The organism is Marinobacter sp. L-46 (assembly GCF_056859535.1).
Genome location: NZ_JBSXOP010000087.1, coordinates 69019 through 83615 on the forward strand (window position 1 = coordinate 69019; position 14597 = coordinate 83615).

A 14597-nucleotide genomic window follows, 5' to 3' on the forward strand; every position below is an offset into this window, starting at 1 on the left:
GGCGGCTGGCGGTAATTCAAGTGGCTACGTGGGCAGGGTTGGCGGAAGGCTTTCCAAAAATTTGCGGAGCCATGGATGGCGGAGCAGAAGCGCCACAGGGATGTGCCGCAAGGAGCGTTTTTTGGAAAGCCTTCCGCCAACCCTGCCCCTGCACAAAACTCAGCCTTCTTTGGGAACTTTACGAACCAAGGGCTGGATATTGATGGATACCAGCTTGTCCACAGCCGAATTCATCTGGCTGCGAGAGGTGAACGGGCCGACATTCACCCGGTACCAAATGCCGCCATTATCCTGTGTGATCTGCTGAACGTGGGCGCGAAGGCCCTGGAAGGCAATCTGGGCACGCTGGCGTTCGGCGTCTTCCTTGCTGCGGAAGGAGCCGGACTGGAGGATGTAGTCGAACGCTGTTTTGGCCGGCCCCGGGGTGTACTCCTGTACTTTCGGAGGCACCACCTCGGATTCCGGCAGCATTTCATAGAAGCGGAAGTTCTGCTCTTTTTGCCGGGCAGCGTCCTGCCTGGCCTTGGTGGCTGCAGGGCTTGCTTGTTGCTGGGCCGGCGCTGCCTGTTTCGGCGCTTCCGGGCCTGCAGGCAGGGTGTTCAGGTAAACAATAAAACCGATAAAGCCACCGACGGCGGCCAGAGACAGAACCCACTTCAAGGACAAACTCCCGTGCTGCCTGTGCGCAGGGGCGCTGCGCTTGGGTTTTGGTGCCTTGCGGGCGGAGGCCTTCTGCCTGGGGGCAGCGGCGCCTTTGCCCGCGGGGCGATCCTTTTTGGCGTAGTCTCTGGCCATGGCCGGCTTACATCTCTTCCGGTGCGCTCACGCCCAGCAAGTCCAGGCCGTTGGCAATCACCTGTCGTACCGCCAGGTAAAGGCTCACACGGGCGTCCCGCAGGGCTGTATCTTCAATCAACACCTTGTGGGCGTTGTAGTAGGTGTGGAACTGGCCGGCCAGCTCACGCAGGTAGTGGGTGAGGTGGTGCGGCTCGCGCTGGGCGGCGGAATTGGCAATCAGTTCCGGGTACTTGGCCAGCTGGTTGGCCAGTTCTTTTTCTTCATCCAGGGTCAGCAGGCTCAAATCGCCCACGCATTCGTTCAGGCCACGCTCAACCCCTTCGGCGGCCAGTTTGCGCAGTACGCTGCAAATCCGGGCATGGGCATACTGAATGTAATACACCGGGTTTTCATTGGTCTGGGAGCGGGCCAGGTCGATATCGAAGGTCAACTGGGAATCCACGCGGCGCGCCGCCAGGAAGAAACGGGTAGCATCGCGGCCCACTTCGTCGATCAGGTCCCGAATGGTGACGTAGCTGCCGGCACGCTTGGAGATTTTCACTTCCTGGCCGGAGCGGGTCACCATCACCATCTGGTGCAGAACGTAGTCCGGCCAGCCCTGGGGGATGCCGGCTTTCAGGGCCTGCAGGCCGGCGCGCACGCGGGTTACCGTGGAATGGTGGTCCGCACCCTGCTCGTTGATCACGGTGGTGAAGCCGCGCTGCCACTTGTCCAGGTGGTAGGCTACATCCGGCAGGAAGTAGGTATAGCCGCCGTCCTTTTTGCGCATTACGCGGTCTTTGTCGTCGCCGAACTCGGTGGTTTTCAGCCACATGGCGCCGTCTTGCTCGTAGGTGTAGCCGTTGGCTTTCAGGCGCTCAACGGTGGCTTCTACTTTGCCATCTTCGTAAAGGGACGATTCCAGGAAATACACATCGAACTGAACGCCAAAGGCTTTCAGGTCCAGGTCCTGCTCCCGGCGCAGGTAGGCCACGGCGAATTCGCGGATGGCGTCCTTGTCATCCGGGTCGGCCTTGGCGGTTACTTCCCGGTCGTCGGCAATCACGGTTTCGCCGGCCATATAGGCGTTGGCTACGTCGACAATGTAGTCGCCCCGGTAGCCGTCTTCCGGCCAGCTTTCGTCTTCTGGTGTCAGGCCCTTAACGCGGGACTGAACCGACAGGGCCAGGTTGTTGATCTGGGCGCCGGCGTCGTTGTAGTAGAACTCACGGGTAACATCGTAACCGTTGGCTTCCAGCAGGCGGCACAGACAGTCGCCAATCGCGGCGCCACGGCCGTGGCCCACGTGCAGTGGGCCGGTGGGGTTGGCAGACACAAACTCCACCTGAACCTTCTCGCCCTTGCCGGTGTTGTTACGGCCGAACTGTTCCGCTTCATCCAGAATGCTGTTCACAATGCTGAACGCGCTGGCGGTGCTCATGAAGAAGTTAATAAAGCCCGGCCCGGCAATCTCCACCTTCTCAACCGCTGAACTCTCCGGCAACGCTGCCACCAGTGCCTCGGCCAGCTTTCGTGGCGGGCAGCCAGCCGCCTTGGCGGCCATCAGGGCAATGTTGCAGGCGTAGTCGCCATGGGACTTGTCCTTGGTGTTACCCACCTGAGGGGTAAAAGTCTGGTCAGCCGGCAGGGTGCCTTCGGATTGCAGGGCGGCCAGTGCAGACTGGAGAAGCTCGGATACGGTCTCTTTCATGCGTCAGATGACTCGGTGTTCAGGAGAATGGATACAGGGCAGGGCGCCCGTTGAAATCAGAAGGGGCGTATTATCGCGGAAACCGGAGGTGTAAGCAAAAAGCCTGGAGTACGGGTTTACCGGATCAGGGCATGGCGTGTGTTCAGCCGGTTTCCTGGGGGTCTACATCCACCATCCAGCGGGTGCTGGCGGGCAGTCTGGTCTGGTCCAGGTATTGGCATATATGGCTCAGTAGCCGGTTCAGCTGGCCCCGGCTGTCGCTCACCAGTACCAGCTGGGCCCGGTGGCGGTCGGCCTTGCGGGCGATGACGGCTGGTAGCGGGCCCCATACTTCTATGCCCGGTGTTTGTGCCATGGGTTTCAGGGTGTCCAGCAGTTGCAGGCTGTGCTGCATGGTGTCCGCTTCGGCCCGGAGGATGGCCATGGCCCGGAAGGGCGGGAGCTGGCCGCCTTCGCGTTCGGCCAGTAGCTGGTCGGCGATGTTGGCGTAGCGGCCCTGGTGCAAGGCGTTGAGTAGTGGATGGTCGCTGTGGCAGGTCTGGATCAGCACCTTGCCGGGTTTGTCGCCCCGGCCTGCGCGGCCGCTCACCTGTAACAGGGTCTGTATCATCTGTTCCGGTGCGCGGAAATCCACGCTGAACAGGCCGCCGTCGGCGTTGACTACGCAAACCAGGGTCACGTTGGGAAAGTCGTGGCCCTTGGCCAGCATCTGGGTTCCCACCAGTATGCACGGCTCGCCGCTGTTCACTTTTTTCAATATGGCCTGGATGCTGCCCTTGCGCTGGGTGCTGTCCCGGTCGACCCGCACCACGGGTGTGTCCGGGAACTGTTCGGCCAGGGTGTCTTCGGTGCGTTCGGTGCCCTGGCCCACGGGTTTGTAGTTTTCGCTCTGGCATTTCGGGCAGGTGTGGCTGGCGGCCATCTGGAAGTCGCAGTGGTGGCAGCGCATGGCCCTGTCCCGCCTGTGATAGGTCAGGCGGGTGTCGCAGCGGGGGCATTCTTCCAGGTGTCCGCAGTCGAAGCACATCATCACGGGGGCGAAGCCGCGGCGGTTTACAAACACCAGGGCCTGTTCGCCTTTATCCAGTGTGTCTTTGATGGCATTCAGGGCGGGTCGGGACAGCCCGGCTTCCAGTGGCCGGCTGCGGATGTCCAGTAGTTCCAGCGCCGGAGGCTTAGCGTTGCCGGCCCGTTCTTCCAGCCGGATGAGCTGGTATTTGCCCTGACTGGCGTTGTGCCAGGATTCCAGAGAGGGCGTGGCGGAGCCGAGAATTACCGGGCACTGATTCAGGTGGGCCCGGTATACGGCCACATCCCGGCCGGAATAGCGGAAGCCTTCACCCTGCTTGTAGGAGCTGTCGTGCTCTTCGTCCACGATGATGGTGCGGAGCCCGGTAAACGGAAGCAATACGGCAGAGCGGGTGCCAATCAGGATAACCGGCTCGCCGTTGCGGATTTTCAGCCAGGTGCTCAGGCGTTCGCCGTCGTTCAGGGCGGAATGCCATACCGCAATCCGGTTGCCGAAATAGCGGCGGAAGCGGGCCAGGGTTTGCGGCGTCAGGTTGATTTCCGGCACCAGCACCAGTGCTTGCTCGTTGTCCTGCAGGCGGGTTTTCAGGTAATGCAGGTACAGTTCGGTTTTGCCGCTTCCGGTAATGCCGTATAAAAGGGTGGCTGAAAATTCATCGGTATGTTCCGGTAAACCGGCAGCCGCTGTTTGTTGAGCTGCTGACAGCAGCGGAGCGGGCAGGTCGGCTTCCGCAGCTGTGGTTATGCCGGTAATCGCTTCCTTCTGCTGTATCAGTTCTTTCTGCTCCAGTGCGCGAATCTGTGCGCGGCTGAAGCCCCCCTGAACCAGGGCGCTGGTGGTAATGCCCGGTGCCTCTTTTACCGTATTGAACAGCGCCCGCTGGCGGTGCGCGGTGGCTGGCAGGGCGGGTTCGCTGGCGGTGCAGTGCCAGCTTTCATCCGGCTTTTCCCGCGCGGGCCGGCCTTTGCGCAAGGCGGGGGGCAGGGCGGTGAACAGGCATTCGCCCAGTGGGTGCTGGTAGTAGTCACTGGCCCAGGTTAGTAGCCGGAAGGTGCTTTCGGGCAGGGCGGGCCAGGGCTCCAGGGCTTCGGCCACCGGCTTCAGGGTAATGCCTTCAGGCGGTTGAACCCCTGTTTCCACCACCAGGCCGGTCAGGGTTTGCCGGCCGAAAGGCACTTTCACCCGCTGCCCCGGGGCCAGCTCAAGGCCATCCGGAACCCGGTAGTCAAACAGCCTGCGGAGCGGGCGGTTGAGGGCGATGCGGGCAGTTGCTGGCCGTGTCACGGTATCTGCGTATCCTGAAAACGGGCGGTATGGCGCCGGCGGTAGTTTACGGGCTGGTTCCGGGGAGCAAGATACTTGCCTGTGGCCGGGTTTGTCAGTAAGATTCGCGGTCTGTTTCTGGCCGGGCTTGATTGTGCACGGTCTTTCCAATTGATTCAAACATGCGGTGCCTGGCTGAAACCGCCCTTTACGGCGGGTGATCAGGTAGCGGCATGACCGAAAGAGGTTCGCCATGAAAGAAGGTATTCACCCGAAGTACGAAGACATCACCGCTACCTGTTCCTGCGGTAACGTGATCAAGACCCGCTCTACTGTTGGTCACGACCTGCAGCTGGACGTTTGCTCCCAGTGCCACCCGTTCTACACTGGCAAGCAGAAGGTTATGGATACCGGTGGTCGTATCGATCGCTTCCAGAAGCGTTTCGGCAGCCGGATCGGCGGCAAGAAAGACTGATCATTGCCGCAATGCTGAAAAAAGCGCCTTCGGGCGCTTTTTTTGTGCCTGCAGATCAGGCCCTTTTGCTGCTGCATACGCAAAATGCCCTATTGACTGATTGTAAAATGTTCGATTTTGGCTTGTCGTTTCGGGTCGGGCGCGCCATAATGGCGCGCTCCGCTGGCTAGCTCCGGCGGTATTTACCTTTAAACGTGACAAACGGAACAGTGGCAATGTCTCAAGATCTGAAAGAAGCAGCCCTTGAATATCACGCCAAACCGCGGCCGGGTAAGCTGAGTGTTGAAATCACCAAGCCGACCGAAACTGCCCGCGACCTCTCCCTGGCGTACAGCCCCGGGGTTGCCGAACCGGTCCGCGAGATCGCGAAGGACCCCGAGAACGCATACAAATACACAGCCAAGGGTAACCTGGTCGCCGTGATTTCTGACGGTACCGCCATCCTGGGTCTGGGTAATCTCGGCCCCCTGGCGAGCAAGCCGGTAATGGAAGGCAAGGGCGTACTGTTCAAGCGCTTTGCCGGAATCGACGTATTCGATATCGAAGTCAATTCCGAAAGCCCGCAAGCGTTTATTGAAACTGTTGAACGTATCGCAGATACCTTCGGCGGCATCAACCTGGAAGACATCAAGGCACCCGAGTGCTTCGAGATCGAGCGCGCTCTGATCGAAAAGTGCAATGTGCCCATCTTCCACGATGACCAGCACGGTACTGCCATCGTAACTGCAGCCGGCATGATCAATGCCCTTGAGCTGCAGGGCAAGAAAATCGAAGAAGCCAAGGTGGTTTGTCTGGGCGCCGGTGCGGCCGCAATCGCCTGCATGAAGCTGTTGGTCAGCTGCGGTATCCGCTCTGAAAACATCTACATGCTCGACCGTAAGGGTGTGATCCACTCTGGTCGTGACGATCTGAATCAGTATAAGGCGATGTTTGCCAACGAAACCGACAAGCGCACCCTGGATGATGCTATCGATGGTGCCGACGTGTTCCTTGGCCTGTCCGGCCCGGACCTGCTGTCTGGTGAGCAGTTGGCCAAGATGGCTCCTAACCCGGTGGTGTTTGCGTGCTCCAACCCGGATCCGGAAATCAGCCCGGCAGTGGCCATGGCTACCCGTGATGACCTGATCATGGCGACCGGTCGCTCTGACTATCCGAACCAGGTAAACAACGTACTGGGCTTCCCGTTCATTTTCCGTGGCGCGCTGGACGTTCGTGCAACCGCTATCAACGAGGAAATGAAAGTGGCCGCTGTTCACGCCATCCGTGAGCTGGCCAAGGAGCCGGTACCCCAGGAAATCTGTGCTGCTTACGGTGTAGATAGCCTGGAGTTTGGCAAGGAATACATCATTCCCAAGCCGATGGATGTTCGTCTGCTGGAAGTGGTTCCTGCTGCTGTGGCCCGTGCCGCGGTAGACTCCGGTGTAGCTGGCCTGCCTTACCCGGCCCACTACCCGCTGAAGTCCATGGACGACATCATCTGATTGCGATGTAGTCTGGCTTCATAAAAAAACCGGCGGAGATCCCGCCGGTTTTTTTGTGTCTGTATCTTCGCTTTTCGGTCAGAAAATCTGCCGTGACAAGCCTTCAGATTCGCCATTCAGTCCGGAGCCGTTGTCGTCTGCAGAAAGCGGGGCCGGCACGTCTTCTTCCTTGAACAGCTCGAACACTCCGTCTTCTCCCGGCCGTGCCCGCTCACCGGTCTGCGGATTAATGCGGATGCTGGCAAGGCCGTTTGGCCGGTCCATAGTGGCGGCAGGCGCATCCTTCAGCGCGACTTTCATGTAATCCAGCCACACCGGCAGGGCGGTGCTGGCACCATATTCGGCGCGACCAAGCGGGGCTGGCTGATCAAAGCCGACCCATACGGTTGTTGCCATGTCGTGGTTGAAGCCGGCAAACCAGGTGTCTTTCTGCTCGTTGGTTGTACCGGTTTTGCCTGCCAGGTCACTGCGCTCAAGGGCCAGTGCACGGCGGCCGGTGCCCCGGCGGATGACGTCCTGCATGATCGAATGCAGGATGTACACGGACTGCTCATCGGCCAGCCGGCGCATTACCCGTGGCCCTTCGGGTTCGTCTGCAGAGGCGGGCAGTGCCATGCCTTCGGTATCGGGAAGCCCGTCGGTCTGGATGTCTGTGGCGTTCTCGTTTTCCGCCAGCTGATCGCAGTTACTGTCGCACAGTATGGTTTCCGGTGCTTCGTATACCACGGTGCCGTCAGATTCCTCGATGCGTTCGATCAGGTACGGTTGTACATCGTAGCCCCCGTTGGCGATAACCGCGAAGGCCCGGGCCAGTTCCATCGGAGTCAGCAAGCCACTGCCCAGAGACAGTGACAGGTTGGATGGCATGTTGTTGGTCGGTACTTTCAGCTGGCCCAGGTAATCAAGGGTGGTCTGAATGCCCAGGTCCCGAAGCAGGCGAATAGATACCAGGTTCCGTGAGCGATAGAGGCCCTCACGCAAGGTGGTGGGGCCGTAGAATTGCCCTGATGAATTCTGGGGGCGCCAGGTGTCTTCCAGTTCCGAGTCATCGAAAACAATCGGCGCGTCATTATAAATGGTGGCCGGTGTGCGGCCGTTTTCCAGGGCCGCCAGGTACAGGAACGGCTTGAAGGTAGAGCCCGGCTGGCGCTGGGCCTGGGTGGCACGGTTGTATTTGCTCTGGCTGAAACTGTATCCGCCGGCCAGGGCTTCGATGGCGCCGGTTTTTGCGGCCAGTGAGATCAGGGCACCTTCCACTTTTGGTGCCTGGGCAAGGGCCGCTTTCAGGGTGCCGGCACCCGTGCCTTCGGGATCCGGCTGATCGTCATTGGCCTCTGGCAGTTCGGTGACCTGCGGCAGTTCCAGGATCTTCGTGTAAATCACGTCACCGACGCTCACCACGTCTGACGGCTTTTTCGGTTCCGGGCCCGTCAGGTTTTCGGTGCGGTACCGCTTGGCCCAGGTCATGGTGTCGAAGCCTATGATCCCGGTGCCCAGTCTGCGCAGTTGGGCATGCACTTCACCTGCCTCATCGTCGATGCGGGTAACCACGGCGGGCACCAGTGACTCCACTTGCGGATAGTTGAGCAGTTGTCGGGAGATTTCGTCGCCAGACAGGTCGCTCACATCAATCTGGCCGATAGCGCCACGGAAACCGTGGCGGCGGTCGTAGTCTTCCAGGCCCGCCTGCAGGGCTTCGGTGGCAGCCTGCTGCTTTTCACTATCCACGGTGAGGGTTACGCTGTACCCATCGGTGTAGGCTTCCTCGCCAAACCTGCGAACCATTTCGGCGCGGGCCATCTCGGCCAGGTAGTCGGCGCTAACTTCGGTTTCCCTGGTGTTGTAGCTGGCGGTAATAGGTGCGTCTTTGGCAAGGGCCCAGGCTTCTTCACTGATGTAGCCCAGGTCTTTCATCCGGCCAAGAATCCAGTCCCGGCGAATCAGCGCCCGCTCTGGGTTTGCTAGCGGGTTATAGGCAGAAGGTGCCTTGGGCAGGCCTGCCAGCATGGCCATCTGGGCGAGCGAGAGTTCGTTAACCGGTTTGTCGTAATACACCTGAGCTGCCGCTGCGATACCATAGGCCCGGTTACCCAGATAAATCTTGTTCAGGTACAGCTCGAAGATCTGTTCTTTGTTCAGTTCACGTTCAATCTGAAGTGCCAGCAGTATCTCGTTGAACTTGCGGATGAAGGTGCGGTCCCGTGACAAAAAGTAATTTTTTGCAACCTGCATGGTGATGGTGCTTCCGCCAGACTGGATTTCGCCGGTGGAGACCAGTTCGATGGCAGCCCGCGTCAGGCCTTTGATGTCTACCCCGAAGTGGTCGTAAAAGCGGGCATCTTCAGCGGCCATAAAGGCTTGTAACTGAATTGTAGGGATCTGTTCTATTGTGACCGGTGCCCTTCTCTTTTCGCCGAATTCTGCTATTAATCTGTTGTCTTTGCTATACACTCTCAGCGGCGTCTGCAGCTTTACGTCCAGCAGCTGGTCAACATCCGGCAGGTTGGGGCGAAGGTAAAGGTAGAAGCTCGAGGCAACAATAACAGCGACACTCAGGCCGGTGAGAATGAACCAGGCTAAAACACGAGATGTACGCAGCAGATTAGACATTTTTTTCAGACAACAGTTGGATATAGGTCTATTATTTGAGAAATTACTTTAGGAAGGCTTGGGTGGCCTTTCCAACCTGCAATCGCTCCTGAATAAATAAGAGAGTGCATTGTAGACGTAAAAAACAAGAAATTCTCTTACATAAAAAACAGATAGCGCAATTCTGGGACAGCTACCGGAACTCAGGAGCTCCAGGGTTGCACAGCCGGGTGTATTCAACCAGGTATAGGGTGAGCGCGTGTTCGGATTACCAGGAAAAAAATCCAGTGCTGTGCTGGGCGTGGATATCAGCTCCAGTTCAGTGAAGCTGCTCGAGCTGTCGAAACATGGCAGTCGTTATCGGGTCGAGAGCTATGCCGTAGAGCCGTTGCCGGCTGATGCGGTAGTCGAGAAAAATATCACCAACGTCGAAGCTGTGGGCGAAGTGCTCAAGCGGGTGGCGTCCAAGTCCCACACCAGCGTCAAACAAGCTGCTGTCGCGGTGTCCGGTTCGGCGGTCATCACCAAGATCATCGAAATGGACAGTGGCCTTAACGAGTTCGAGATGGAAGACCAGATCGGCCTCGAAGCAGATCGGTACATTCCTTATCCGCTGGATGAAGTGGCCCTGGATTTTGAGGTTCAGGGGCCTTCCGAATCTAACCCGGACAAAGTAGAAGTGCTCCTGGCGGCTTGTCGGAAAGAGAACGTCGATGTCCGGGAAGACGTGCTTGAAATTGCCGGCCTGAAATCCAAGATTGTCGACGTTGAAGCCAATGCCCTTGAGCGCGCCTACACCCTGATCGAGCAACAGCTCGATGGGCAGGGCGAGGAAATGGTCGTTGCCATTGTCGACCTGGGTGCCACCATGGCCACGCTTAGCGTTCTCGCCGGCGGCACGACGGTTTATACCCGTGAACAAATCTTCGGTGGCCGCCAGCTGACGGAAGAAATCCAGCGCCGCTATGGCGTGTCGTTCGAGGAAGCCGGCCTGGCCAAGAAAAAGGGCGGGCTGCCGGACGACTACGAAGAAGAAGTACTTGGCCCCTTCCGGGAAGCAGTGGTTCAGCAGGTTGCCCGCGCACTGCAATTCTTCTTCGGTGCCAGCCAGTATAACTCGGTGGATTATGTGGTGCTGGCAGGCGGCACCGCCTCCATACAGGGGCTGGTTGAAATGGTTGAAGAAAAAACCGGTACCCGGACCCTGGTGGCCAACCCCTTCGCCGACATGTCGATCGGATCCCGGGTAAACGCCTCAGCCCTGAGCAATGATGCCCCGTCGTTGATGATTGCCTGTGGTCTGGCAATGAGGAGTTTCGACTGATGGCAAAGATTAACCTCAGACCCTGGCGGGAAGAACTGCGGGCTGAAAAACAGAAACAGTTCGTGGTGATGATTCTGGGCGCAGCGATTATCGCCGCAGGCCTGGCATTCCTCTGGAAGAGCGACATGGATAACCGGATTGCCTACCAGCAGTCCCGTAATGCCTACATCGAAACTGCCGGTAAGAAACTGGATAAGCAGATCAAAGAGATTGAAAACCTCAAGCGGCAGCGCGACGAGCTGCTGGCTCGTATGCAGGTCATCCAGGATCTGCAGGGCAAGCGCCCGGTGATTGTCCGGGTATTTGACGAGCTGGTGCGCACGTTGCCCGATGGCCTGTTCTTTACTGACCTGAAGCGGTCCGGGGATCAGATCGATATTGTGGGCATGGCCGAGTCCAACAGCCGCATTTCAAACCTGATGCGCCGCTGTGACGAGTCAGACTGGTTTGCTAACCCGAACCTGTCCAATGTGGCGGCTGCAGACAACCGTCGGGCCGGATATAGTCAGTTCAACCTCTCTGTGCAGCAAAAAACTCCAGAGCCCGAAGGGGAGGGTAAGTAATGAGCCTCGCGGACTCACTTAAAAGCCTGAATGAATTCGATATCAATGACCTTGATATCAATAACGCGGGTATCTGGCCTGCACCAGTCAAGGCAATTGTTGCGCTGATAGTCTTCGGCCTGATTCTTGGTGGTGGTTACTGGTTCTTTATCAAGGATCAGTACGCTCAGCTCGATCGTGTCGAAAAGCAGGAGCAGGAACTCAAGCAGCAGTACGAGCAGAAAGCCTACCAGGTGGCCAACCTGGACGTGTTCAAGGCCCAGATGGCGGAAATGGAGGAAACCTTCGGAGCGCTGGTGCGTCAGCTACCCAGCGAGACGGAGGTTCCGGGCCTGCTTGAGGACATTACCCACACGGCGTTGGGCAATGGCCTGTCGTTGCAGGAAGTGAAGCTGCAGCCGGAGCAGCGCCGGGACTTTTACTCGGAGTTGCCGATTAACATCCGGGTTTCGGGCGGCTACCACGAGCTTGCCTCTTTCGTGAGCAGTGTGGCCAGCCTGCCGCGGATCGTTACATTGCACGATTTAACCATCAAACCAATCAGCGGAGAGGGTGACCAGCTTGATATGCAGGTTGTTGCCCGTACCTACCGCTACCGGGCTGGAGAGTGAGCATGACAGGAAAGCATGCGGGAAAAGCCTGGCTGGGTGTGTGTCTGGCCTCTTTGCTGACGGCTTGTTCCCAGGGAAACGGTTTCTCTGACCTGGACAAGTTTATGGCGGATACCCGGGCCAAGCCACGGGGCCACGTTGAGCCCCTGCCGGAATTCAAGGCCTACGAGGCGTTCAGTTATTCGGCAGCCGATCGGAGAGCGCCGTTCGAGCCGCCCATCGATGTTCAGCTGACCATGGCCGATGAAGAGCCGGTGAGTGACGTAGAGCCGGACCTCGATCGACCGAAAGAAGTGCTGGAGAACTTTGACCTTAAATCACTTGGAATGGTCGGTACTCTGCAGGGCGTGGATGGCAGCCTGTTCGCGTTAATACGGGACAACGAAGGCGGGATTCACCGAGTCCGCACCGGTAACTACATGGGCCAGAATTATGGCCGGGTGGTTGGCGTGAGCGACACACGGATCGAGCTGGTGGAAATCGTTCCGAACGGCCGGGGTGGTTGGGTCGAGCGCCCGCGCTCCCTGTCCCTGGATGAAGGATGAGGCAGGGGAGCGGCAAAAACATGATTGAAAGAAACATGCATGAACAAAAAGTTGTGGGATCGAGGCTAGCGATGTTCAAAAAACTCAATGTCTGTGTCGGCGTGATTGCCATCGGGTTATGGAGTAGCCTGGCCGGAGCGGTCACGCTGGAAGACGTATCGTTTACGTCGCTGCCGGGGGAAGGCCTCGAGGTGACCATGAAGTTCGATGGTGCCCCGCCCGAACCTAAGGGTTATACCATCGAGCGCCCTGCCCGGATCGCCGTAGACCTGGCAGATACCACCAGCGGCCTCAATCAACGCAGTATTCCGCTGGGCAGTGGCAACGCCCAGAGCCTGACAGTGGTGGAAACCAAGGATCGCACCCGGTTGATCTTCAATCTGGTGGAGTTGGTGCCGCACAATACTGTTCGCAACAACAACTCCCTGGTGATGACCATTGGCGGTGAAGGTGCGCAACCGGTTTCCGGTGCTCGCAGTGCGCCGGTCGCTTCGACTTCTTCCGCAGCCTCGGCAGCTGATGCCCTGGCTGGTGTTGATTTCCGCAGAGGCAAGGAAGGTGAGGGACGCGTCATTGTGGATCTGGGTAGCAGTGCTGCTACTGTCAATCTAACCGAGCTGGGCGGCCGTATCCGCCTGACTATGCCGGGCCGTGATGTTCCTGCCAACCTGCGTCGTCGCCTCGATGTAACAGACTTTGCCACACCGGTACGCCGCATCGATACCTATGTGGAAGATGGCAACGCCGTAGTGGATATTCGCCCTGAAGGTGACTACGACTATATCGCTTATCAGTCTGGCCGCGAGTTTACGGTCAGTGTCGAGGCCCTTACCGCGGAAGAGGTGGAAACCCGCCGCGAAGAGAAGTTTCCGTACACCGGCGAGAAACTGTCCCTGAATTTCCAGGACATCGAAGTGCGCTCCGTGCTTCAGCTGATTGCCGACTTCACTGGCCTGAACCTGGTGGCCAGTGACACTGTGGGTGGCAGCATTACCCTGCGCTTGCAGAATGTACCCTGGGATCAGGCGCTGGATCTGATTCTTAAAACCAAGGGTCTGGACAAGCGCCAGATTGGCAACGTGCTGCTGGTAGCCCCAGCGGATGAAATTGCCGCCCGTGAAAAGCTTGAGATGGAAACCTCCAAGCAGATCGCTGAGCTGGCGCCGGTTCGTCTGGATATTATCCAGGTAAACTACGCCAAGGCATCTGACGTGGTTTCACTGATCCAGGCTGACGAAGAGCTGATTTCCTCACGCGGTTTTGTGTCTTCAGACGCCCGTACCAACACCATCAGTGTTCGTGAAACAGCAGAGAAGCTGGAAGAGATCCGTCGTCTGGTAACGACCTGGGATGTGCCTGTACGCCAGGTGTCCGTCGAAGCCCGCATTGTCCGGGCGCAAACCAACGTCTCCCAGGATCTGGGTGTGCGCTGGGGTGCCCAGGGCCGGGCTACTGCTGATGGCGGCACGGATAGCATCGTAGTTGGTGGCTCTCAGGGAGGCCTGGCGGGTATCAACACCACTGGTGCTCTGGGTCTGCCGTCCGATCTCAACGTTGATCTGGGCGTAAACAATCCGAGTTCCTCGATTGCCTTTGGCTACATCGGTACCGACGTACTGCTTGACCTGGAGCTGAACGCCTTCGAAAGTGACGGCCAGATCGAAATTGTTTCCCAGCCGCGAGTTGTGACTGCAGACCGTCAGTCCGCATCCATCAAGTCCGGTCAGGAAGTGCCCTATCAGGAAGCTGCTTCCAGCGGTGCAACCAGCACCAGATTCAAGGAAGCAACTCTGTCTCTGGAAGTGACTCCGCAGATCACGCCGGATGACAAGATCATCATGGACCTGATCGTGACCCAGGACTCTATCGGTGAAGACACACTGAACGGCCCTGCGATCAACACCAACGAAGTGGCCACCCAGATTCTGGTGGGTAACGGTGAAACGGTCGTACTGGGTGGTATCTTCGAGTCTACTAACTCCAAGACCATCACCAAGACTCCGTTCCTTGGTGATATTCCGTACCTTGGCCGTCTGTTCAAGCGCACTGAAATGACTGATCTGAGAAGTGAACTGCTGGTTTTCATCACTCCGAAGATCATCAAGAACGACCTGATCGACTGATCCGGCCAGTAAACCGAAAAGCCGCCGCTAACCCCGGCGGCTTTTTCGTGTCTGGTGTAATGCTTCTGGTGCCGGTGACTTATGGAAAGGTGCGCCCTGTGCTAT

Annotated in this window: 11 protein-coding genes; 7 read left to right on the forward strand and 4 right to left on the reverse strand. The window is 58.3% G+C overall.

Translation table 11 applies throughout. The annotated features are described in order from the left end of the window. Nucleotides 1–159 precede the first annotated feature (159 nt). From AC13DJ_RS15780 to AC13DJ_RS15790, 3 genes are all read right to left on the reverse strand, one after another. Nucleotides 160–795 carry an SPOR domain-containing protein gene (locus AC13DJ_RS15780; RefSeq protein WP_482933173.1) on the reverse strand — a complete coding sequence of 212 codons (636 nt, stop codon included), beginning with the start codon at nucleotides 793–795 and terminating at the stop codon, nucleotides 160–162. 7 nt (nucleotides 796–802) lie between these two features. Continuing rightward, nucleotides 803–2488, reverse strand: a complete 1686-nt coding sequence (gene argS / locus AC13DJ_RS15785) for an arginine--tRNA ligase (protein WP_482933174.1) — start codon at nucleotides 2486–2488, stop codon at nucleotides 803–805. 142 nt (nucleotides 2489–2630) lie between these two features. Beyond that, nucleotides 2631–4802, reverse strand: a complete 2172-nt coding sequence (locus AC13DJ_RS15790; protein WP_482933175.1) for a primosomal protein N' — start codon at nucleotides 4800–4802, stop codon at nucleotides 2631–2633. 232 nt (nucleotides 4803–5034) lie between these two features. Between AC13DJ_RS15790 and rpmE the strand changes: the two genes are divergently transcribed. Both rpmE and AC13DJ_RS15800 read left to right on the forward strand, forming a co-directional pair. Further along, on the forward strand, nucleotides 5035–5256 hold the full coding sequence (rpmE, locus tag AC13DJ_RS15795; RefSeq protein WP_022990121.1) for a 50S ribosomal protein L31: 222 nt from the start codon (nucleotides 5035–5037) through the stop codon (nucleotides 5254–5256). Nucleotides 5257–5471: 215 nt separating this feature from the next. Then, entirely contained in the window at nucleotides 5472–6737 is a 1266-nt protein-coding gene (locus tag AC13DJ_RS15800; protein ID WP_482933176.1) for a malic enzyme-like NAD(P)-binding protein, read from the forward strand. Between the two features lie 78 nt (nucleotides 6738–6815). Here the strand turns inward: AC13DJ_RS15800 and AC13DJ_RS15805 are convergent, their stop codons facing one another. Further along, nucleotides 6816–9347, reverse strand: coding sequence for a penicillin-binding protein 1A (locus tag AC13DJ_RS15805; protein WP_482933177.1), 2532 nt, complete (start codon nucleotides 9345–9347; stop codon nucleotides 6816–6818). A 238-nt stretch (nucleotides 9348–9585) separates the two neighbouring features. On the opposite strand from AC13DJ_RS15805, the gene AC13DJ_RS15810 reads away from it, so the two are divergent. From AC13DJ_RS15810 to AC13DJ_RS15830, 5 genes are read left to right on the forward strand one after another with little or no spacing between them, the layout of a single operon-like run. Further along, nucleotides 9586–10650 (forward strand): pilus assembly protein PilM, encoded by a 1065-nt coding sequence (locus tag AC13DJ_RS15810; RefSeq protein ID WP_482933178.1) that lies wholly within the window; start codon nucleotides 9586–9588, stop codon nucleotides 10648–10650. Next, nucleotides 10650–11213, forward strand: a complete 564-nt coding sequence (locus tag AC13DJ_RS15815) for a PilN domain-containing protein (RefSeq protein ID WP_474540668.1) — start codon at nucleotides 10650–10652, stop codon at nucleotides 11211–11213. The genes AC13DJ_RS15810 and AC13DJ_RS15815 overlap by 1 nt, the downstream gene beginning before the upstream one ends. Then, the gene (locus AC13DJ_RS15820) at nucleotides 11213–11824 is read left to right on the forward strand and encodes a type IV pilus inner membrane component PilO (RefSeq protein ID WP_482933179.1); all 612 of its coding nucleotides are present in this window, start codon (nucleotides 11213–11215) and stop codon (nucleotides 11822–11824) included. Before AC13DJ_RS15815 ends, AC13DJ_RS15820 begins: the two co-directional genes overlap by 1 nt. Before the next feature lie 2 nt (nucleotides 11825–11826). Next, a complete protein-coding gene (locus AC13DJ_RS15825; protein ID WP_289103307.1) occupies nucleotides 11827–12369 on the forward strand; it encodes a pilus assembly protein PilP in 543 nt (180 codons plus the stop codon). A 20-nt stretch (nucleotides 12370–12389) separates the two neighbouring features. Next, nucleotides 12390–14492 carry a type IV pilus secretin PilQ gene (locus AC13DJ_RS15830; RefSeq protein ID WP_482933180.1) on the forward strand — a complete coding sequence of 701 codons (2103 nt, stop codon included), beginning with the start codon at nucleotides 12390–12392 and terminating at the stop codon, nucleotides 14490–14492. The last annotated feature ends 105 nt before the right edge of the window (nucleotides 14493–14597 follow it).